The sequence below is a fragment of the Mycobacterium sp. 852013-50091_SCH5140682 genome, assembly GCF_001665685.1.
Classification (GTDB): Bacteria; Actinomycetota; Actinomycetes; order Mycobacteriales; family Mycobacteriaceae; genus Mycobacterium.
On sequence record NZ_LZTB01000029.1, the window covers coordinates 39,160 to 59,477 of the forward strand.

At 64.6% G+C, this 20,318-nt stretch carries 17 protein-coding genes and 1 pseudogene; 11 read left to right on the forward strand and 7 right to left on the reverse strand.

What is annotated here, in order from left to right:
* Position 1: 1 nt before the first annotated feature.
* Entirely contained in the window at positions 2-883 is an 882-nt protein-coding gene (locus A5784_RS10100; RefSeq protein ID WP_064944774.1) for an SDR family NAD(P)-dependent oxidoreductase, read from the forward strand.
* A 38-nt stretch (positions 884-921) separates the two neighbouring features.
* Here the strand turns inward: A5784_RS10100 and A5784_RS10105 are convergent, their stop codons facing one another.
* From A5784_RS10105 to A5784_RS10130, 6 genes are all read right to left on the reverse strand, one after another.
* Positions 922-2,154, reverse strand: coding sequence for a PucR family transcriptional regulator (locus tag A5784_RS10105; protein ID WP_064944775.1), 1,233 nt, complete (start codon positions 2,152-2,154; stop codon positions 922-924).
* Positions 2,155-2,220: 66 nt separating this feature from the next.
* Positions 2,221-3,081, reverse strand: a complete 861-nt coding sequence (locus tag A5784_RS10110) for a phytanoyl-CoA dioxygenase family protein (protein ID WP_064944776.1) — start codon at positions 3,079-3,081, stop codon at positions 2,221-2,223.
* Positions 3,082-3,193: 112 nt separating this feature from the next.
* Positions 3,194-4,153, reverse strand: coding sequence for a dihydrodipicolinate reductase (locus A5784_RS10115; RefSeq protein WP_064944777.1), 960 nt, complete (start codon positions 4,151-4,153; stop codon positions 3,194-3,196).
* Positions 4,154-4,220: 67 nt separating this feature from the next.
* A complete protein-coding gene (locus A5784_RS10120) occupies positions 4,221-5,336 on the reverse strand; it encodes a Zn-dependent alcohol dehydrogenase (protein WP_064944778.1) in 1,116 nt (371 codons plus the stop codon).
* A 19-nt stretch (positions 5,337-5,355) separates the two neighbouring features.
* A complete protein-coding gene (locus tag A5784_RS10125) occupies positions 5,356-6,894 on the reverse strand; it encodes a class I adenylate-forming enzyme family protein (protein ID WP_064944779.1) in 1,539 nt (512 codons plus the stop codon).
* A 9-nt stretch (positions 6,895-6,903) separates the two neighbouring features.
* Positions 6,904-8,073 carry a saccharopine dehydrogenase family protein gene (locus A5784_RS10130; RefSeq protein ID WP_064944780.1) on the reverse strand — a complete coding sequence of 390 codons (1,170 nt, stop codon included), beginning with the start codon at positions 8,071-8,073 and terminating at the stop codon, positions 6,904-6,906.
* Positions 8,074-8,289: 216 nt separating this feature from the next.
* Here A5784_RS10130 and A5784_RS37465 point away from each other — a divergent pair, with 216 nt between their 5' ends.
* The 7 genes and pseudogenes from A5784_RS37465 to A5784_RS39800 all read left to right on the forward strand — a co-directional run bounded on the left by A5784_RS37465 (position 8,290) and on the right by A5784_RS39800 (position 15,842).
* On the forward strand, positions 8,290-8,970 hold the full coding sequence (locus A5784_RS37465) for a TetR/AcrR family transcriptional regulator (RefSeq protein ID WP_197514686.1): 681 nt from the start codon (positions 8,290-8,292) through the stop codon (positions 8,968-8,970).
* Between the two features lie 247 nt (positions 8,971-9,217).
* Entirely contained in the window at positions 9,218-10,723 is a 1,506-nt protein-coding gene (locus A5784_RS10140; protein ID WP_064944781.1) for an APC family permease, read from the forward strand.
* Positions 10,720-12,066 (forward strand): MFS transporter, encoded by a 1,347-nt coding sequence (locus tag A5784_RS10145; RefSeq protein WP_082944743.1) that lies wholly within the window; start codon positions 10,720-10,722, stop codon positions 12,064-12,066. The genes A5784_RS10140 and A5784_RS10145 overlap by 4 nt, the downstream gene beginning before the upstream one ends.
* A 132-nt stretch (positions 12,067-12,198) precedes the next feature.
* Entirely contained in the window at positions 12,199-12,903 is a 705-nt protein-coding gene (locus tag A5784_RS10150; RefSeq protein WP_064944782.1) for a hypothetical protein, read from the forward strand.
* A 123-nt stretch (positions 12,904-13,026) separates the two neighbouring features.
* The gene (locus tag A5784_RS10155; protein ID WP_062830401.1) at positions 13,027-13,617 is read left to right on the forward strand and encodes an MspA family porin; all 591 of its coding nucleotides are present in this window, start codon (positions 13,027-13,029) and stop codon (positions 13,615-13,617) included.
* Positions 13,618-13,646: 29 nt separating this feature from the next.
* Positions 13,647-14,225 (forward strand): hypothetical protein, encoded by a 579-nt coding sequence (locus A5784_RS10160; protein WP_156750479.1) that lies wholly within the window; start codon positions 13,647-13,649, stop codon positions 14,223-14,225.
* Between the two features lie 228 nt (positions 14,226-14,453).
* Positions 14,454-15,842: pseudogene (locus A5784_RS39800) on the forward strand (flavin monoamine oxidase family protein).
* 37 nt (positions 15,843-15,879) lie between these two features.
* Here A5784_RS39800 and A5784_RS10170 read toward each other — a convergent pair.
* A complete protein-coding gene (locus tag A5784_RS10170) occupies positions 15,880-16,860 on the reverse strand; it encodes an SGNH/GDSL hydrolase family protein (RefSeq protein WP_082944744.1) in 981 nt (326 codons plus the stop codon).
* Between the two features lie 243 nt (positions 16,861-17,103).
* On the opposite strand from A5784_RS10170, the gene A5784_RS10175 reads away from it, so the two are divergent.
* From A5784_RS10175 to A5784_RS10185, 3 genes are all read left to right on the forward strand, one after another.
* Positions 17,104-18,639 (forward strand): flavin-containing monooxygenase, encoded by a 1,536-nt coding sequence (locus A5784_RS10175; RefSeq protein ID WP_064944784.1) that lies wholly within the window; start codon positions 17,104-17,106, stop codon positions 18,637-18,639.
* Positions 18,636-19,703, forward strand: a complete 1,068-nt coding sequence (locus A5784_RS10180) for an alpha/beta hydrolase (protein WP_064944785.1) — start codon at positions 18,636-18,638, stop codon at positions 19,701-19,703. The genes A5784_RS10175 and A5784_RS10180 overlap by 4 nt, the downstream gene beginning before the upstream one ends.
* An 82-nt stretch (positions 19,704-19,785) precedes the next feature.
* Positions 19,786-20,318, forward strand: a 533-nt coding sequence (locus tag A5784_RS10185; protein WP_156750480.1) for a DUF222 domain-containing protein, incomplete at its 3' end; no start/stop codon positions are given.

The following is a 20,318-nucleotide window of genomic DNA, read 5'->3' on the forward strand; positions in this document are numbered from 1 at the left end:
CATGGCGACCACATCGATCGAGAAAACCACTGCGGTGGAACGCTATTCGCTGGCCAGCAAGGTTGTCCTGATCACCGGAGCGGGCCGAGGACTGGGGGCCGCGACCGCCGCGGCACTGGCCCGCCGCGGCGCCAAAGTGGCACTGGCTGACATCGATCTGTCCGCAGCTCAGCAACTGATGGCCGCTCTTCCCGCCGGCAGCACATTCCCTGTCACCTGCGATGTGACCGACATCGACTCCGTACGTGAGGCCGTGCGCCGCACCGAGGACCGGTTCGGGCGCCTCGACGTCGCGATCGCCAACGCCGGGATACTCGGACCCGGCGGCACATTCAGAACACTCACTCCCGACGAGGTCGGCCGCGTCATGTCCGTGAACGTGGCCGGTGTGGTCAACACCGTCTCGGCCAGCATCGAATCGGTGATCGCCAGCCGAGGACAACTCGTCCTGGTGAGTTCGGTGTTCGCATTCATCAACGGCGCAGGCGCCATTCCGTACGCCATGAGCAAAGCCGCCGTCGAACAACTCGGACGTGGACTACGCGTCGAGCTGGCACAGCACGGGGCCTCCGCGACAACCGCGTACTTCTCACTCATCGAAACCGACATGATCCGCCAGGGCGTCGACGAAGACCCCCACGTGTCGGCGCTGCTATCGGAAATGCCCCGATTCGTCCTCAAACGCATCCAACCGCACACTGCCGCCACCGCGATTGCCGACGGGCTGGTACACCGACGGCCAAGCGTCGTCGTTCCGGGGCGCTGGCGTCCGGTGTCGGCGCTGCGCGGCATCGCCGGCCCGGTTCTCGATTCACGCCTCGCCCGCAGCATCGGTGTGCGCAATGCCCTGGCGCAGATGGAAATTCGCATCCCGCACGGCTGAATCGAGTCCGCACATCGCCGCGAAGCACGCGGACCGCCTCACTGCCCGGCGCGCACCCGAAGCAGCGTCAGGGCAGCTGTCACTTCGATCGGATTGCGCGCGAACGGTTTCGGCAGGAGCTCGTCGACGCGGGCAAGGCGTCGATCGATGGTGTTGCGGTGGGTGTAAAGCCGTTCGGCGGTACTCGTGCGGTTGAGTCCCTCGTCCACGTAGGTCAGCACGGTCTGGTGCAGCGCCGGGCTGGCGTCCTTGAATTCACCGAGCACATCCGCCACAAACTGGTCAGCAGAGGACACGTCTGTCGACAACAGGTCCACCAAGTGGACGTCTTCGTAGCGCACGATCGACAGCCCGGAATCGAGGCGCGCCAGAAGTCGTTGCGCGGCGGCAGCATCCATATGTGTTCGCCGGAAACCGCTGACGCCGGGCGCCGTTCGGCCGAGCGCCACGCGCACACCGCGCCGTCGCCCCAGGTGCTCGGCGAGGCTGTCGACCGTTGGTGTTGTCTTCGCCGGTATCCACAGCCACAACGCGGTGGTGCCTGCGACCACCGTCAGCCGCCGGTCCGCGCCACAGGCCCGCATCACCTGCTCGCTGCAACGCTCAAGCAAGCCGACATCCTGCTCCGAGTCGACCCACACGACGGCGCCGACGTGCGATCCGGTCAGCGCGTAGCCGAGCTGCACTTCGGCGCGCGATGGTGCGATGTCTGAGCCCTGGAGCAGGAGTTCGACGGTCGCGTAGCGTTGCAGCTGCGAGCCGGCGGCGAACTCCTCACGCACCCGGCCGATGTGCTCGGCGAGTTCAGCGATGGAGTCGTCGACGAAGGTGGTGAGCGAGTTCCCGGATACCTCGATCAGTTCGCGAAGCTGTTCAGCGTCATCGGTTGCCTGGAAACACGCGGCCAGCCACCATTTCCAGGCAACGCGTTGACCGGACCGCCACGACAGGACATCGTCGGTGGTCAGGCCGCGCAGGACGACATCGCGTGCATAGGTGCGCATCGCGCTTCCGGTCGCGGGGGCGACCCGGCGTCCGGGTTCGGCGATGTTGGACGTCAGCCAGTGCTTGAGGATCGAGACCACCAGGCGGGCATCGACATCCGCGAGCACCGGATCGTCGGCAATCGCCTTGTACCTCGGGTCCTGGAGCGACGCCGCCGTCAGTTCGTCGATGACCTCCCCGGACCTTGCCAACATCATCTCCGCAAGTTCGCGGATCAATCGGCGGACCGGATCGGATGCGTCAGGCCACAGCTGATCCGGCGTCATGCCCTGAGTGTGCTCGCTGTCGCTTCCTGACTTCAACACCGTCCCCGGTCCGCCAGTGACTGTCCGCTACAGGCCGAGGTGGTCGGCGAGTTCGCGGTAGTCGACCATCCACAGGCCGGGCGAGCCGGTCGGGTACTGCGAGCGGAAGCCGAGGATGCGCTGGACGCGCTCCGGGAGGGTCTTCACCACGTCCCGATCGACCAGGAACGGGTAGGCCTCCTCCCCGACCAGGAAGCCCGGGTTGAACGCGAAGGAGACCGCGCGGCGGTACTGATCGGTGGTGACGTTGGCGCCACCGCCGTGGGCGGTCTTGCCGCTGAAGAAGAGGGCATCGCCGGCGTTCATGATCGCGGGAACCGTCTGCTCGGGGGTGCCGCGATCCTGGAAATCGGGCCACTTGTGGCTGCCCGGGATGACGCGGGTGGCGCCGTTCTCCTCGGTGAAGTCTGTGAGGGCGATGAGGAAGTTGAGGGTGATCTCCGGGCCGGCGGGGCCCATGCCGACGAAGGGGAACCAGTTCTCGAGGTCGCGGTGCAGGAACTGCGCGCGGTTGCCGGGCCCGATCTCGATCACCTGGGCGGTGGTCATCCAGTACGTGCCGGATTCCTCGAGGAAGGTCGCATCACACAGGGCATGCACCAGGTCGTGGTTGATGATCTCGTTCCGGAAAGCGGGGCTGTGGGTGACCAGATTGGTGAGGCGCTTGGTGTTGGCGCCGTGGAACTCGTTGACGATCTCGAGCTCGTGCTTACCGCCGGGAGTCAGCGCGGCCAGCGGCGCCTCGATCTCGGCGTTGAACCGGGTGACCTGATCGGGGGTGAGCAGGCCTTCGATGATCACGCCGCCGTCCTCGGCGACGACGGCGCGAATGTCCGCGACGTCCGCCGTGTGGGGAAGCTTCCTGAGGTTCGAAACTGCGGTTGTCATCGCGTATCTCTTTCTGTGAGTAGAGCTTTGAGGAAACGTCGAGCGCTTGGTGTGGCGTACATCTCACTATGGCCGCTTCGCCCGGTGGCGCGCCATGGCACCTCTCAACCAATCAAACGGGCGGACGGTGCATGTTGCACCCTTCGAGCCGAACAGTCTTCGACGCCAGAGCACGTACCGGCAGGTCTCCCATGGACAGCAATCCGCTGGGCGCGCCGATGACCGCCGTCGCGACGTTGACCGCTGCTGCGATGGTGCTCACGAACGATTCGAAGCCGGTCGGCGAGGTCAGGTCGATCACCGCTCGGCCGCCACACAATCCACGGGCGGCGTGGGTGACGGCCGCGATCTGGCCGGGTTCGATGGTGATGTGCCGGCCGACGCGTCTGATCTCGCTGACCATCGCGGGTCTCACCTGGGCGACCTCGATTGTGTCCAAGGTCCAGCCGAGGCCGCTCGCGAGCGCACTGATGGATTGCTCGAAACCGTAGTGACCGACCACGGCGCCGGAAGCCTGTGCGGCACTGAACTGTTCGGGTGTCAGGCCCATACCGAATTTCGACAGGATCGCCCCGTACCGTGACATGTTCGTTCGGCGACGGATGATCACCCGGTCGACGCGCTGGGAGAGCGTGGTCAGCAGCAGCGGCAGCGTGTCCATGAGGACGCCGGGATTCGCCCCGGTGCCCAGGACGGTCACGTCGTGTGCTTTGGCCGTGTCGTCCAGACGGCGTGCGATCTCCGGATGACTCGACCACGGGTACGCCAGTTCCTCGCAGATGCTCATCACGTTGTACGACCGCTCGAGCAACGACACGATGGTGTCGGCGACGTGGTTCAGATCCGACGTCGTCGCGACGATCGCAAGTTCGGCCGGCGGCAGGCCCGCGGGATCGTCGACGACGGTCACGCCGTTCGCCGCACTGCCGGCGAGGGCGCCGAGGTCCGTGCCGATCACCGCGGGGTTGCGATCGGCCGCACCGACGATCTCGACGTCGGCGCGCTGCAGCAGGGACTGTGCCATGGCGACACCGGTGGCGCCGAGGCCCACCATCACGATTCGTTGTGCCATTTCTCTCCCTATTTCAAGGGGATTCGCTGGTTCGCCCGAGCGTGCTCCCGTGGACGGTTATCGACCGTCAGTACTTGATCACCGAACGGATACCGACGCCGCGCTTCATCTCGTCGAACCCCTCGTTGATCTCCTCCAGGGCGATGACGCGGGTCACGAGCGAGTCGAGGTCGATGCGGTCGTGCATGTAGTGCTCGACGAGCAAGGGGAAATCGGTGGCCGGCATGCTTGAGCCATAGTTCGAGCCGATGAGGGAAAGCTCTTGATCAGACATGACGAACGGGTCGATGGTGATCTTCATGCCGTCCGCCACCTGGCCCGCGACGACGGCGGTGCCACCTCGGGCCAAGGCGGCATAGGCAGCCTCAATGGTCTGCGGCAGTCCGATGGCCTCGATGGCGACCTCCACACCACGCCCGTCGGTGAGTTGTGCGATTCTCTCCGCCAGATTCTCTTGCGCGCTGTTGATGACTTCGTTGGCCCCGAAAACCCTTGCTTGTCGCAGCTTTTCGTCGGAGATGTCGGCGGCGATGATCTGCCGCGCACCGACCAGGCGCGCACCCTGGATGGCGTTGAGTCCGACACCGCCGCAGCCGATGACCAACACGATGTCACTGGGCCGCACCTTGGCGGTGTTGACCGAGGCCCCGATACCGGTGGTGACGGCGCAGCCGATCAATGCCGACTGTTCGAAGGGCGCGTCGTCACGGATCGCTATCGCGCCGGATTCGGGCACCATCGCATATTGGCCGAACGTGCCGACGCCGGCGAAGCTCAGGACGTCCTTGCCGTCCGCCCCGGTGATCCGCGACCGGCCGTCGAAGGACAGATGGTTGGCCGAATGCTGGCTGACCATGTCGCACAAGACGGGCCGCCCGCTGATGCAGTAGCGGCACCTGCGGCATGAGGGTGTCCACGACAGCACAACGTGATCGCCTTTCGCCAGGGAAGTCACCCCCTCCCCCACGCTCTCGACGATCCCGGCGCCTTCATGGCCGAGAATCATGGGTGTCGGCACGCCCCACTCACCGGCAAGCACGTGAAAGTCGCTGTGACACAACCCGCTCGCCTTGAGCCGCACGAGTACGTCGCCGGGCGGAGGCGTCGACGGCAGCGAGACTTTCTCGATGGTCAGTGGCGCGTTCGGCGTCCTGAAGACGGCGGCATCGAATTCGATGGTCATGGCAGATATCCCTTTTCAGTCACAGTGGTTTCGGGTTCAGTGCTGCATCGAAGTCAGCACGGACGGTCTTACGATCGAACTTGCCGGATGCGTTGAGGGGAAGCGCGTCGTACAGGACCCATCGATCGGGAATCGCATAGTCGGGCAGGCACGTCCGAAGAAACCCGACGAGGTCCTGCTCATCGAAGGCCGCGCCCGGGCGAAGCTCGATGGCCGCCGCGATACGCTGTTGAAGGATATCGTCGGCATAGCCGAAAGCGCATGCGGCCGCTACGTTCTCGTGACGAGCGATATGTGACTCGACGAACGTGGGCATGATCTTCTCACCCCCGCGGTTGATCACCTCGTCGGCCCGACCGTGCAGCCACAGCAGTCCGTCGTCGTCGATGCGACCGATATCGCCTGTGCGCAGCCACTGTCCGGTCATCTTCTCGGACGTCCAACCCGGCTCATCCCAGTAGCCGAGCATTCGCGTCGGCCCGGCGACCCACACTTCTCCCAACCCGCCAGGTTCTACGTCTGCGCCCGACTCGTCGACGATGCGCAATTCGACGCCAGGCAGCGGCCGTCCCACGGATTCGGCTTTGGTCGCGGCCAAGTCACTCGGCAGGAACGTGCACACCGATGTGAACTCGCTCAGTCCATAGGCGTGTACGAGCTTGAGGTGTGGCCACCGCCGAAGGAGCTCCTGCACCCAGGCCTCGGGCATTGCGCTGCCGCCGTACATGATTGCGCGCATGCCGCCGAAGATCGCGTCAGCCTCGTCGTGCAGCATCAGCATTCGCAGCATGCTCGGTACGGCCGCCAGAAATGTCACCGGCCGAGCTATCAGCTCCGCTGCCGCTTCCCCGGTCCGGTAACGCCGCAACAAGTTCGTCGTCCCGCCGGATGCGACCATGTGCGCCAGTTGATCTGCGAAGCCCGTGTTGTGAAAAATCGGTACGACGATGAGGGTGCTGTCGTCCGGGCCCGTTTCGAAATAGTCCGAGAACGCGTATGCCAGCTCAGACATCGCGACACTGCCGATGACTGCACCCTTGGGGATACCAGTGGTACCTGAGGTGAAGCTGATGAGCGCGGGAACGTCATCGCCTTCCGAATCGTCAGATGCGGCAACCTGATCAGGGGGAACCAGTCCCTCCTCCCGTAGCAGCGCCTCGAGCTCGATGCACTGAGCGCCGGTCGAAGCGAGTAGGTCCGGAGGGACGAGGCCTGCGTCGTGAAGCACCACCTTGGCGTCGACCTTGGCGACCTGCGCCGCGATCTGACTGTGTGCGAGCCGGGTGTTCATCGGAACGACGATCAGGCGTGCGCGTTGACACCCGAGGAATGCGACGACCCATTCCAGGCTGTTCTCTCCGAGCAACACGACACGATCGCCGATTCGCGCACCGCGAGTACGCAGTGCGGCACCGAAGCGGGTCATCGCTTCGTCGAGTTCCAGCCATGTGAGAGCCGTTCCGCCGCACCGTAATGCGACGGCTGTCGGTCGTGTTGCCGCCCAGCGAGCCACCGTCTCGGCAAGGCTCGCGTGCTCGGTGTCCGAAGAGTGCGTCATCGAGATCCCTCAGACTCCGGCAGGCGACGAAAGGGGTGCAGATTCGGCTGCGAGGCTCTGGATACCCGGCCCGAATCCGCCCAGCGAGCGTCCGATTCTCTCGAACTCGGTGAGGGCGAACTGCCAGGGGACGATCTCCGGCCCCCACGCTCCCGGCGGAGGACATTCCCGCAGCGCCGAAAGTGCGGCGACCGCCGCACCGAGGCCCGTACCACGCGACATCGGAGCGTCATCGATCAGTGCAACGGCACCCTGCACGCGGGGCCCGTCGAGAACTTGAATCAACAGCGCCGTCAACGGTTTACCGCTCTTCGGTCTGGCCGATGCCTCGTGCCGTGCCCACATCATCTTCCAGAGGAACTCCGCCGGTTCCACATCCTGTCCGGCGATGTTCACCACGACGTCATCGTGGCCGAATCCGATGCGCCCCAGCGTCGAAAATGCTGCGTTGGCCCAGTCGGGGCGCAATGACCCCTTGCAACTGGCGTTTCGCAACCGGGGGAAGAATCTGGCGAGGGTCCTCGGCTCTGGATGAGCGGTGTCATATGCCTGGATGACGCCGAGTGGATCGGGGAAGGTGAACGTCGCGGCTGTTTCCGGCACAAAACCCGGCGACTGCACCCACTGCCCGTCGCGCCAAACGGGGCACGGCGTGACCGCCATGTGGAGCATGTGGCGCAACGGAGCGAGTCCTCCCGGGTCCCGCTCGTGAGTCGCCCACACCACCTGGACGCCGTCACTGTCGGGGAATTCGTCAAGCAGTCGGGCGGCGCACCAGTTCGATACTCCGGGGGACCATCCCGCACCGCTGACGAGCGCGACGCCCGCGCGCTTGGCATCGGCGTCCATAGCCAGGACCGTCTCGGTCGCCTCGAGGTCGTCACCGATATCGATGTACGTCGTGCCCGCCCTCAACGCTGCTTGGGCCAGGCTGCCCGAGCCGGCATAGAACGGCCCAGACATGTTGAGCACCAAGTCAAGCCCGTCCAGCTCCACCGTCCCCGTGGTGACGTCGACCATCTGTCCTCGAACGCGTCTCGGGTCGAGCGCCTCAGCGCGGCGGAGCGCTTCAGGCGAACGGTCCATCGCCAAGAACTGCGCATCGGGCAGATGGTCGAGCAAGATCCGCAGAGCGGCTCCGCCCATCTGCCCCACGCCGGCAATACCTACAGACACCATGTCGTGCCCCTTCCAAGATCGCGCCCTCGCCGAGGTACGCCAGTCGGTGCGGATTCATCACGCAAGTTTACGAACGAACATTCGTTAGGCTACGTTCGACACTGGTTCCCGTCAACAGTTCGCCCTGCATTCATGTGCCGGTACCGCACGGGCCACCGAATTCAGGCCCGACCCGAGGGTCGTAACCTTGGACCGACCCGGCTATCTGGAGGACACATGACATCCGCAAGAGGTTCCTCGGCCCGGCATGCCGCGAGCCCCCCGGAGCTGGACCGTTCAGCAGCCATCGCGAGCCTCGGCCGGGTTTTCGATCCGGACGTCATGCGCGAGAGGATCCTGGCAGCCGCCATCACGATCGTCGCCGATCGCGGATTCGGCGCCTTCACCGTTCGGGAAGTCGCTGAAGCCGCCGGCATCAAGGCGCCTGGACTGTACAGCCACTTTCCCTCGAAGGAAGCGATCCTCACCGAGGCGGTCTCCCGGGTGCTGGCCGACTTCATGGACAACGCGGCGGACGTGAGCGGCCTCGATCCCGAGGAAGAACTGCGGGAGACGGTCCGCCGACACGTGCTGTACCAAATCCAGAACATGCACATTGCTCGCGTCGCGGATCTCGTTCTCAACACGGCCACCGCCGGCCAGTTCCTGTCGACCGATGACTACGACAGACTGCTCTCCGCGCAACGCGCCTACTTGAATCTGGTGTGCGACCGCGTGACAGCCTTCGCCCCCGAGGTGCCGCACGCCGAGGTCACGATTGTCTCGATCGCCATCATCGCCATGTGTGATCGTGTCGCGAATTGGTTCCAGACCGACGGCCCGATGAAGCCCGAGGAAGTCGCCGAGCTGCATTGGCAGATGGCGCGCTCGATGCTCGTCGGACATCGGGCCGACTGAACCGAGACAGCGGCGCATACCGTTCGCCGCTGCAGTTACTGCGCCCGACGAGGCGCACACCCTAAGCACGCCAAGGTAATTCGCGCTTCCGCCGCCGACTGGCGAGTCCCGCGATCAGCCGACCGTTGACATGGCGCTCGGGCGAAAGTAGCGTACGTCACTCATACGAACGAATATTCGTTCGCTCGCAGTTCTCGCATCACATCCACCTCCGGCTGGTCGCCGGACGCTCAGATAGGTAGGTCTCATGACTGCCGAGGAAGACCTGGTCCTGAAGCAGCTCGGTTATGCCCAGCAGCTGGACCGATCAGTAAGTCCATTCGCCTCGTTCTGCGTCGGATTCGCCGTGATCAGTGCGACGACAGCGGTGTATGCGGGCTTCGGCTTCGGCCTGAGCACCGCTGGACCCGCCTTTGTCTGGACAGTGCCCGTTGTCGTCGTCATCTTCGCCATCTGGGCGATGATCGCGGCCGACCTCGCGGTCAAACTCCCGCTTGCCGGCTACGCCTACCAATGGACCAGTCGGCTCGTCCATCCGAGCCTCGGGTGGTTCACGGGCTACCTGGGTTTGATCGGCTTCATCTCCGGATTCACCGGGGTCGCCTACACCTTCTCGACGTACTTCGCCGGGCTCATCGGTTGGAACGCGACCACCCCCGAGTTGGTCGGCACCACCGCGATCGTTCTGCTGGTCTGTGTCCTGATCAACGTCTACGGCATTCGACTCGCGACGGCGATCAACAACCTCGGTGTCATTCTCGAAATCTTTCTGACCGTAGGGGTTACGGCCTTCGTCCTCATCTTCGTCGTGCTCCTCAGGCACGCCGGCCAGCCACTGAGCTACTTGGCGTCGCACGGTGACACGGCTACGTCGCCGTACATGTTCGCCTGGATGGTCGCGAGCCTGGGCGCGCTGTTCGGACTGCTCGGCGTGGAGGCGCCGGCCGATATCGCGGAAGAGACCAGGGCCGCGCGTCGAGTGATCCCGCGCACGATGTTCATGGCGCTCGGGACGGCCGCGGTGATCGAGTTCTTCATGTACGTCACGTTCTTGCTGGCGACGGGAGATCGCAAGGCCGTCAACGGAAGTGCGACACCCATCGAAGAGATCATCGCTTCACAGATCTCTCCGCACTTCGCAGACTTCGTCGTCGCCATCGCCCTGACGAACATCCTGGTGTGCGTGTTGGCAAACATGCTCGTCGCGACCCGCCTGCTCTACGCCATGTCACGCGACAACATGACGCCACTCGCGCGAGTGTTCAACACGGTGTCCGCCAAGCACCGGGTCCCGACCTCCGCGGTGTGGGGATCGGCAGCAGTCTCCGCGTTCTTCCTGGTCACAGCACTGTTCAGCGAAGCCGCATTCGCCTACATCCTGGGCATGGCAACCATCGGATATGTCGGGGTCTACATCCTCACCACGGCAGGAATGCTCGTTGCCGACGCCCGCGGCACGTTCCCGAAATCGGAACCGGGCTTCTTCGACCTCGGACGCTTCCGCAGGCCAATCCACATTCTTGGCCTCGCGAGCTTCACAATCGTGCTGGCCGCGCTGGTTCTGCTGCCCGACTTCCGGCCCAACCTGCTTCCGCTGGCGGTGTTGCTGGCCCTGGGCTTCGGCTGGTGGCTGTTCGTGCTTCGTCGGCGCATCGCCGCGGGTGATGCGGGTCCCCGGAAGTCAACGATCACCGACCGCGCCGTGGTGACCGCCGATGCCACCGCGGGTGATCAGACGAAGAACGCCGGATGAGTCTGGCCGAGGCGACGGCGACGCATGCCGCCGTCGCGCTGGTCGTGATTCGACGTACTGCCCAGAAACGCAACGCATTTCGTCTACAAAGCCCAACCCGGACACCTCCTGCCGAGGAGCGAGTCACCGTTACGCGTGCGGAGGTAACACTCGAAGAACCCGGCATCGCGGAGCACGCGAAGAGCCGGTGGTCCGTCTTCGTCGCGTATGGACTGCTCGCCGCCGCCACCCAGGCGCTCGTCGTGAACTACGCGCCGGTGACCGACGACGCCGCGCGGCACTTCGGAGTTTCAGTAGCCTCAATCGGTTGGCTGTCTCAGGTCTTTCCGCTGATCTACGTGCTGCTCGCCATCCCGGCAGGCCTCACGCTGGATCGGTTCTTCCGGCCCGCCCTGATCGCCGGCGCGATCCTCACCGCCTGCGGAGCATTCGTGAGGCTGATTGCGGACGACTTCACGTGGGCACTGACCGGACAGGTTGTTGCCGCGGTCGGACAGCCCTTCGTCCTCAACGCCATCCCGGGGCTCGCTGTCGGCTATCTCGCCGTGAAGGACCGCACAGTCGGAATTGCCGTCGCATCGTCGGCCACTTTCGGCGGGATGGTCGTGGGATATCTGCTCGGCGCGTGCTTGCCAGGCGAGCGCAACATCCATGCCCTCACCATCATCACCGCCCTGCTGGCGCTGGATGCCGGGCTGTGTCTGCTTGGGGCGCTGCGCTTCTCGCAGCCGCTGGGAGGTGCCGAGGCCATTCGCGCGACCGGTGGCCTTCGTGCGTTCCGCACCGCATTCGGCAACCGCTACCTGCGGCGCTTGTGCGCTGTCGTAGCCATCCCGATGGGTACGTTCATCGCGCTCGCGACGTTCGTCCAGCCACTGCTGGAACCGGCCGGAGTCTCAGAGTCGACTGCCGGGCTCATCTTGGCGTTCACCATGATCGCCGGTGTCATCGGCTGCGCCGCCGTGCCGGTTTGGGCGGATCGGCGTGGCCGGGAGGTCCAAATCATGGGCGTGGGAATCGGTTTCACGGCCGTGGCGTGCGTGCACTTGGCCTTGGTCCCCAGCACGACGATGGGGTTCCTCACGTTGATCGGGGTCGGTTTCCTCCTCCTTCCGGCACTGCCCATCGTGCTGGCTCTCAGTGAGCGGCACGCCCCCGACGCCGAGAGCACAGCAGCCGGGCTCATCTGGATGGCGGGCAATCTGGGCGGCGTCGTCCTCGCCACGGCTGTCGGATTGCTCGTCACGCATCCGGCGACCGCGTTTCTCGCTCTGGCCGCTGCAACGCTGTTGGCGCTGCCCGCACTTCGCTGGTTCGACCGGCTGCAGCGCCGTGTCCCCTGAGCTCGGATGTGTGCACGCTGCACCTCTTCCGGCTCAAAGCAGGTGCGCCCTGTCGTTGTGACTGGGGTCACTGAACGGCGACAGTTGCACGTCGATCCCACCGCGATCTGCACTTCGAGAGGAATCACTGCGATGAAGGATCTCATCTTCCTTACCGCCGCTGTCTGGTTGGCTGCCGTCGGCTACTGCTTCGGATGGAAGTTCATCCGAACCTACGGCAATTACCTGCTCGGCCTTGAATGTCTGGTCGTCGGCGTGTCCGCCACCAATTTCCTCATCGGGTCTCTACTCGGCCCCGCAGAGGGCGGCGTCGCCTACGACATCTCCTTTTTCCTCGACGCGTTCTCCCGGTCGTTCGGTTTCACGCTGATCCTCGTCATGGGTCTGATGGCCGTCACCCATCGATACAAGCCGACGATTGCCGTCGAGATCGGCGTGTTCGGGCTCGCCATCGCCGGTGGCGTGTTCCTCCGGAAGTTTCACGACGAGACGCTCCACGTCGCTCCGGCAACGTTCTATGTCGTGGTCAACCTGCTCACGACCGCGTTCCTGGCGTACTTCGTCAAGAGACTCTGGGAGTCTGGTGCCCAAAAGCTCGCCGTCGCAACCGGTCTGGTCACCGCTGCGGCTTCAGCCATCGCGATGAGCTACGACTTCTTCCCCCTCCCCTTTGACGACCAGAACCGCACGTTCTTCTACACCGCCGCTCTGATCACGTGGGGAAGCCAGGGCCTCATCTACTTTCTCGCCTACCGAGCACTGCACAACCACAACGTGGCCACGGGCCCGAAAAGAAGCCAGAGCCAGAAAGCAGATGCCCGGCACAGTATCGGCTGAATCCTTACTCGGCACCCGGACTCAGATCCGGCCGCACACCTGACATCACCAACAACATGAAAGGAATACAACGTGAGGCTGAGGTTTTCGTCCTCGCCCGTTCTCGCGGCTGCGGCTGTGGCCATGGGGGTAGCGAGCTTGTCCGCGGCGCCTGCCGTCAAGGCTGAGCCGATCCACATGGCTCCGCAGGTCTATGACAAGACTTCGCCGGACGGCTGGCAGCTCGACCTGCAGATCAAGGACGAGGTGGTGAATTCCGTTCCCAACCTTGCTGCGGCGTCCAATTCACGCGAGGCGTTTGTCACCGCGACGGCGACGGCCACGGCGACCGGTGGCGCGAGCCCGATCCAGGACAGCCTGTTCATCCTGGGCTATCAGCTGGGATGCCAATCGGACGTTTCCGCGGGTCTGGTGGTGGGTGGCACCGGTGGCGTCGCTGGTGCAGTCGGGCTTCCCCCGACCACCGTCGGTGGCAGCGCCGGCGTCGCCGGATTCTTGGAAACCATCGTCCAACCCGGCGTGATCGTCGACCTGCCGATGACCAACATGGCACTGAGCCCCGGCAACACCGCGTCGCTCGGCGTTGACAACCTTCACGTCAAAGCCGACGCATGCGGTGGCGACGTCAACATTCGTTCATACGCGTACTTGCGCATTTCGACTGCCGCCAGCCACTTTTCGTACGCCATCTACGGCGATCCGATCAAGATCTGAACTCCGTCAACATGAGAAAGGAGAGGTCTGTGGCACCACTTCGAATCCGTCAATGCGTCGCGTGCGGCGCGATGATCCTGGCAATGGGCTCGGCGGGCAGCGGGATCGCGAGTGCCGATCCCCCGATTCTGCCGTTTGTCCCAGGCGTGCCCGGCATTCCGTACCAGGGCGCCTACACCTACGAATTCGGCACGGGCGCATACACTTATCCCCCGCACACCACCGACACCCGCGGGGTGAGAACCAGCGGGCCCACTGCTGATCCGACCCAGACCACCGTGAGTCTGCCCAACAGCAAGCCTGGTCCTCCGGTGCCGAATCAGTCGTTCATCCTGAACTACACCAACATGCGCTACGGGGTGCAAGGCGGAATCGTGCCGCCCGACAGCGCCTCGGCCCTCTTGCAGTCCGACACCGGAACCCTGCCGGGAATGGTCTCCAGCGCAGGACCTTGGCCGCAGCCGCTGTTGGAGAGCCCCACCGGGGCGCCGCCGAAGACCGGAGTGCCCACCGGTGAGGTTACCAACGCGACCCCGCCGAGCTACCCACAACTGGAGCCACCGGCCCAGCCCGCGCCCGCTGACCAAGCCGCAACGCCCGGGCAATAGACCGCGGGTCCGGCATGCCCCGGGGCCAAACGTCGTAATCGGAGCGCGAAAGTCAACGATTTTGGTGCACCATGCACCTCTTCGCGCCAGAAACTGGTGGGCACTGCCGTGGCGGCCCCGGGCCAGCGCTGGCGACACTGGTCGTGTCAGTTGCGAGATATGCGGATTGCCAAGGCAATCCGTTACGCATCATGCCGAGCGACGGAGGAAACCATGAAAGAGCAGACCATGTCGGTACCGCAGGAGGGCGGCGCGCAGGTGGCATCAGTCGATGTCGTAGTTGTCGGAGCGGGCTTCGCCGGCTTGAGCGCCGCGGATCGGCTGTCCAGTCAGGGTGCATCAGTTCTCGTCATTGAAGGCCGTGACCGGGTCGGTGGCCGTTCCTTCACAGGCGAGGTCGCCGGGGTCAAGGTCGACCTGGGTGCGACGTGGGTTGCGCAGCGCCACACCGCGATCCGTGACCTGATGGAGCGCTTGGGGTGTTCGCTGACCCCGCAGTTCGATGAAGGCGTCAACCTCTTGTGGATGGCCGGGCAGCGTCGCCCTTGGACGGGCACCCTTCCGATGGTCGACCCGGTCGACTTGGAGGACCTGGGGCGCATCCAAGGGGAGATGACCAACCTGCTGGAAACCATCGATGTCGATGCCGCGTGAAATTCACCCAACGCCGGCGAACTCGACGCGATTTCGTTCGGCGAATGGCTCGACCAGCAGCAGGCCGTGACCAGCACTCGCGCGCTGATGTTCATCGTCACCAAGGTGCAGTGGGGCTGCAGCCCACTAGACGTGTCATTGCTGCATGTGTTGCGCTATATCCAGGCCGTGGGCGGGCTCGACCACATGCTCGCCGTCGAAGGCGGGCAGAACGAGTATCGAGTCACCGAAACCACTCAAGAGATTGCCAAGCGGCTCGCTGAGCAGCTCGGCGACCGAATTGTGTTGGACACCCGGGTCCGTCAGATCTCCCAAGACGATCACGGCGTCACGGTCTACACCGATACGGCGGTGATCAATGCCAAGTACGCCATCGTCGCGGCGGCCCCCCAGCATCGGGCTTACATCGAGTACCAACCGGCCTTGCCGCAAAAGATTGAGGGACTCACGACGAGCTTTCCAATGGGCGCGCTGAGCAAGGCGTTCGTCGCCTACGACAAGCCATTCTGGCGGTCTGAGGGGCTTTCGGGTGAGGCAGTGACCGATACCGCGCCGGTGTTCATCACCTTCGACGTCTCGCCCAGCGATGACGGGCCGGGCATCCTGATGGTCTTCTGCACCGCTCGGGTGTACGACGGCTTCGGTCCGGACGTTCGGCGGAAACTGGTGCTCGACCAGTTGGTCGACCTGTACGGCCCACACGCCGGGAGCCCCATCGACTACATCGATCACTGTTGGGGCACAGAACCTTTCGCCCCGGGTGGCCCGCATCCGGCCGCGCCGCCCTTCGCAACGGTGAGCTACGGCGAGGCCCTCACCACGCCACACGGGCGCATCCACTGGGCGGGCACGGAAACCGCGGGCGAGTGGGTCGGGACCATGAACGGCGCCATCCTGACCGGTCTGCAGACTGCCGATCAGATTGCCGAGCGACTCGGCGTCGCCAGAGGAGCCTCGGCATAGGGCCGGCCGGCTCCGGCGAATGCGACTGCGCGGGCGGCTATCTCGAATCGAGAGTTCTGTTGATCTGCGCTGCGATCTCGGTCATGGCTCGTAGAGTCGGGTGATAGGCCATCGGACCGTACTTCAGCGGGCTTGCGGAGAAGGTATAGCCGTAAACCCATGGATCGGCCGCGCAAATATCGTGACCCCGGGTCACGTCGGCGGCCGATACCAGCAGGGACCCCGTCGCCCGTGCGGCCTCATCCGTCTTGGCGACAAGCGTTTTCGCCAGTTGTCGTGCCCGGTCGAACTGCTCGTCGGTGATCGGTAGCTTGGCAGGACAGTATCCGGCATCGGGCAGGACGGTTGTGTAGTTGACGTACACGACCGTCGCATTCGGCGCCCGCTTGTGCGCCTCGATACCGATCTCCGTCAAACTCGCCCCGACTTGCTGAACTGCGCGGTCGACGTCCGCGTCGGACTTGGCGTCACAGACCGCGATGCGCCATGCGAACGACAACGCGCCGGGGTCCTTGGCGCATGACCAGGCGAACAGATTCGGCAAGTAGTAGATGTCATTTCCGCCCGCCGTGATGGTGATGAGCTTCGTGGTGTCGCGGACTGCATCGAGTTGAGGTGGCTGGAAGAATTGGCCGCCGTGCAGAACGTTCTGCGCTGTGGCTCCTGAACACGTCACGTCGGTCAGGCTCAGGTGACGCAACGCCGCCAACTGATGTGCGTAGTTGTGGTCGGATCTGATGCACAGCGTCGGGCTCGTCGGATCACGATCGGGCACACCGGGGCCTGCACCGAACGAACTACCGAGAGCGACGTAGTCATGGTTGCCGGCGGGCGCCCGCTTGCCCTGGTAGTAGACCATCGCAATGGCCGCACCGATCAACACCAACACGACCACGACCAACGCGCCGAACACCTTCAGCAACCGCAACAACACCCGGCGCGGCCGCGACCGTGACCCGTGCTTTTCCGGAGCCGCACCGGGCTCATCCTGGGACCGTTCACGACGACCTGCACTCATTGCCACGCCCTCCAGCTCCCCAACGCCCAAGCGGGAAGTACCTCCCGGGAGAAGCGTAAGGGACCAGCCCTGATCTGGGACGCTCGCGCCGCAGGACGGCGGGCGGCTCGGCAGAGCCAGGGTGCGATTCACACCGTCGACGACCGCAGGTTGATGCATTTCGGTGTGGTGGCTGTCACGTCGTTCGCGGCACTCTTGGGATCATCACGACGCGCCGATACCGGCACAGGAAGGAATCGACAGATGACCCTCTCAGCAAGCGGCCCGGAGTACTTCGATGTGGTCATCATCGGCGGCGGCATCTCAGGGATCGGCGCCGCGGCGTACCTCACCAAGGAGTTCCCGAGGAAGAAGGTGGCGTTGCTGGAGGCGCGCGACGCCATCGGTGGTACGTGGGATCTGTTTCGGTACCCCGGCATCCGGTCCGACTCGGACCTGCACACGTTCGCGTACGAGTTCAAGAGCTGGCGCCACGAGAAAGCGATCGCTGACGCGCCGCTGATCCTGGACTACCTCAAGGAGACCGTCGACGAGTACGGCCTCGACGACATCATCAGGTACCGCCACCATGTCGTGGCCGCCGCCTGGTCGAGCGACGACGCGCAATGGGTGCTGACGGTGGAGGTCACTGATTCCGACGGCGCGGTACGCAATGAGGTGATCAAGGCGGGGTGGGTATACGCCGGCACGGGCTACTACCGGTACGACGAGGCGTACACCCCGGAGTTCGAGGGACGGGACGACTTCGAGGGCGACATCATCCACCCGCAGTTCTGGCCCGAGGACTATGACCACTCCGGCAAGAACGTCGTCGTAATCGGCAGCGGCGCAACAGCAATCACGCTGATCCCGTCTATGCTCAAGGGCGACACCGCCGCCGACCACGTCACCATGCTGCAGCGCACACCGACGTACATCATGTCACTGCCGCGCGTCGACGCCCTGAGCCTCAAGCTCACTCGACTCCTCGGAGAACGGCGCGGCTATCTCGCGACCAGGTGGAAGAACGTGTTGATCGATTGGGTGGTCGTCGAGTTGATGACCAAGTTCCCGAAAACCGCACGGCGCCTCATCCGCCACCTCAACATGAAGGAGCTCCCAGCGGGATTCGACGTGGACCGGCACTTCAACCCGCCCTACGATCCGTGGCACCAGCGCTTGTGCCTGGCGCCCGACGGCGACTTCTTCGCCTCGATCCGCGAAGGCCGAGCGTCGGTGGTGACCGACCGGATCCGCCGGTTCACCAAGACCGGAATCGAGCTGGAGTCGGGCAAGGAGCTGCCGGCCGACCTCATCGTCACGGCGACCGGGCTGAACCTGCGCTTGTTCGGCGGCATCGACATCACCGTCGACGGGCGACCGGTCGATCTGTCCAGCAGCGTGGTGTACCGGGGGCTGATGCTGTCCGGGCTGCCGAACTGGATGATGGCGGTCGGCTACACCAAATCGTCCTGGACGCTGAAGATCTCGCTACTCGGCAAGAGCCTCATCGAGCTGCTCCGCCACATGGACACCCACGGATACGACACTGTCGTTCCCTATGCAGCCGAAGGGGTCGGCACGCGTTCGATTCTCGACCTCGAGGCCGGCTACATGCAGCGCGCGAAGCGTGCCCTGCCGCGTCAGGGCGACTCGATGCCTTGGCAGATGCGAAACGTATTCCTGGAGGACCGCAAGATGTACCGAGGATCGGTCATCGACGAGAATCTCCGCTTCAGCTCGCGATTGGAGCGCGAACTGGACGACGGCCGGACAGCTTCGGCAAGTGTGGCGTCATGACGACGCTCACCGCGGTGTCCGCGGCACCGGTTCCCCCGCGCCTGACCGCTGCCGAGCTGATCCAGCGCGCCGCGTTCACGACTCTGGGCCGTGTTCCGAAAGCGATTCTCCGCAGGCTCATCCCACCGACCGTCAACGCCGACGGTGATGTGATGGAACCGGAGATCGCCCTGCTCATGCGAGTCACCGCCGCGGAGCCTGATTTCAGCGACGGTACCGTTGCTGATGCCAGAGCTGCCATGGAGAACGACTGCAGGGTGTTCGCCGACAGATCCGCAGACGCCGATGTAGCTGTCGACACCAATATCGTTCTCCGTAGCGGTATTCGGGCCAGCCTGTATCGGCCCCGGGTACGGTCCAACGGGCTGGTGCTGTTCCTCCACGGCGGAGGTTTCGTGCTCGGCAGCCGCAGCGCCTACGACTCCCCCGCCCGGCTCATCGCATCCCGCGCCGGGGTCAACGTCTTGTCGATCGAGTATCGACTGGCCCCCGAGGCACCCTTCCCCGCAGCGCCCGACGACGCCATGGAGGCATGGCAATTCGCCGTCGAGCGGTGCGCCGACTGGGGAGTCGATCCGCAGCGCATCGTGCTACTCGGTGACAGTGCGGGCGCGAATCTCTGTGCGGTGCTGTCGAATCAACTCCAACACGAGACACTTCGCCCCAGGATGCAGGTACTGATGTACCCGGTCGTCGACGCTGCGGGTGACTATCGTTCGCGCAAGGAGTTCGCGGACAACCCCGCGCTCACCGTCAAGCAGATGGACTGGTTGGCCGGGCTGTATGTAACCGATGCCCGCGACCGGTCCGACCCACGCGTGTCACCGATCCTCGCCGAGGACCTTTCTGGCGTGCCGGCAACCCTGATCACCGTTGCCGGATTCGATCCGTTGCGGGACGAGGCCATCGCATATGCCAGGCGGCTCAATAGCTTTGGAGTACCCACCCGCTTGCTTCGAGAAGGCGGCCTCGTACACGGGTACCTCTCCATGACCCAGATCAGCCCGGCGGCACGCGAAGCAGTCAACCGCGTCGCCGACGCGATCGGCCGCGCTGTGCGCTAGCGCTTCCCATAGTCGACCGGCGCACTCGGTGGTGAAATGCAGCGGCCGGAGCTTGTCGGACCCTTCTGGTTTGATTGGTGTTATGCCCTCGCAGCCAACACCTTTCGACGCTGACGCGGTGAGCCCCGTGCAGCGGCTGGAGGTGTTGCTCGACGAATTGTCGGAACTGTGCGGGCAGCGCAACGCGATCGACGGACGCATCGTCGACATCGTCGCCGAACTCGAACGCGACGAATTATGTGGTGCCACCGGCGCCCGGTCCATCGCCGAGTTGGTGGCCTGGAAAACCGGTGCCACCCTGCACAACGCCGGGATCATGGTCACAGTCGCACGCCACCTCGACGAATTCCCATTGTGCGCCGAAGGAATGCGGCAAGGCCGGCTGTCCCTGGATCAGGTGGGGGTGATCGCCGAACGAGCTGCCGACGGTTCCGATGCGCACTACGCCGAACTGGCGGAGGTCGCCACCGTGGCCCAGTTGCGCACCGCCGTGAAACTCGAACCCCGCCCCGAACCGCAGCCACGCCCGGAACCCAAACGCGCGTTCCGCAAAGACGTGCACGAGGACCACACCACCTACCAGATCACCCTGCCCCACGACGAAGCCGCCACCGT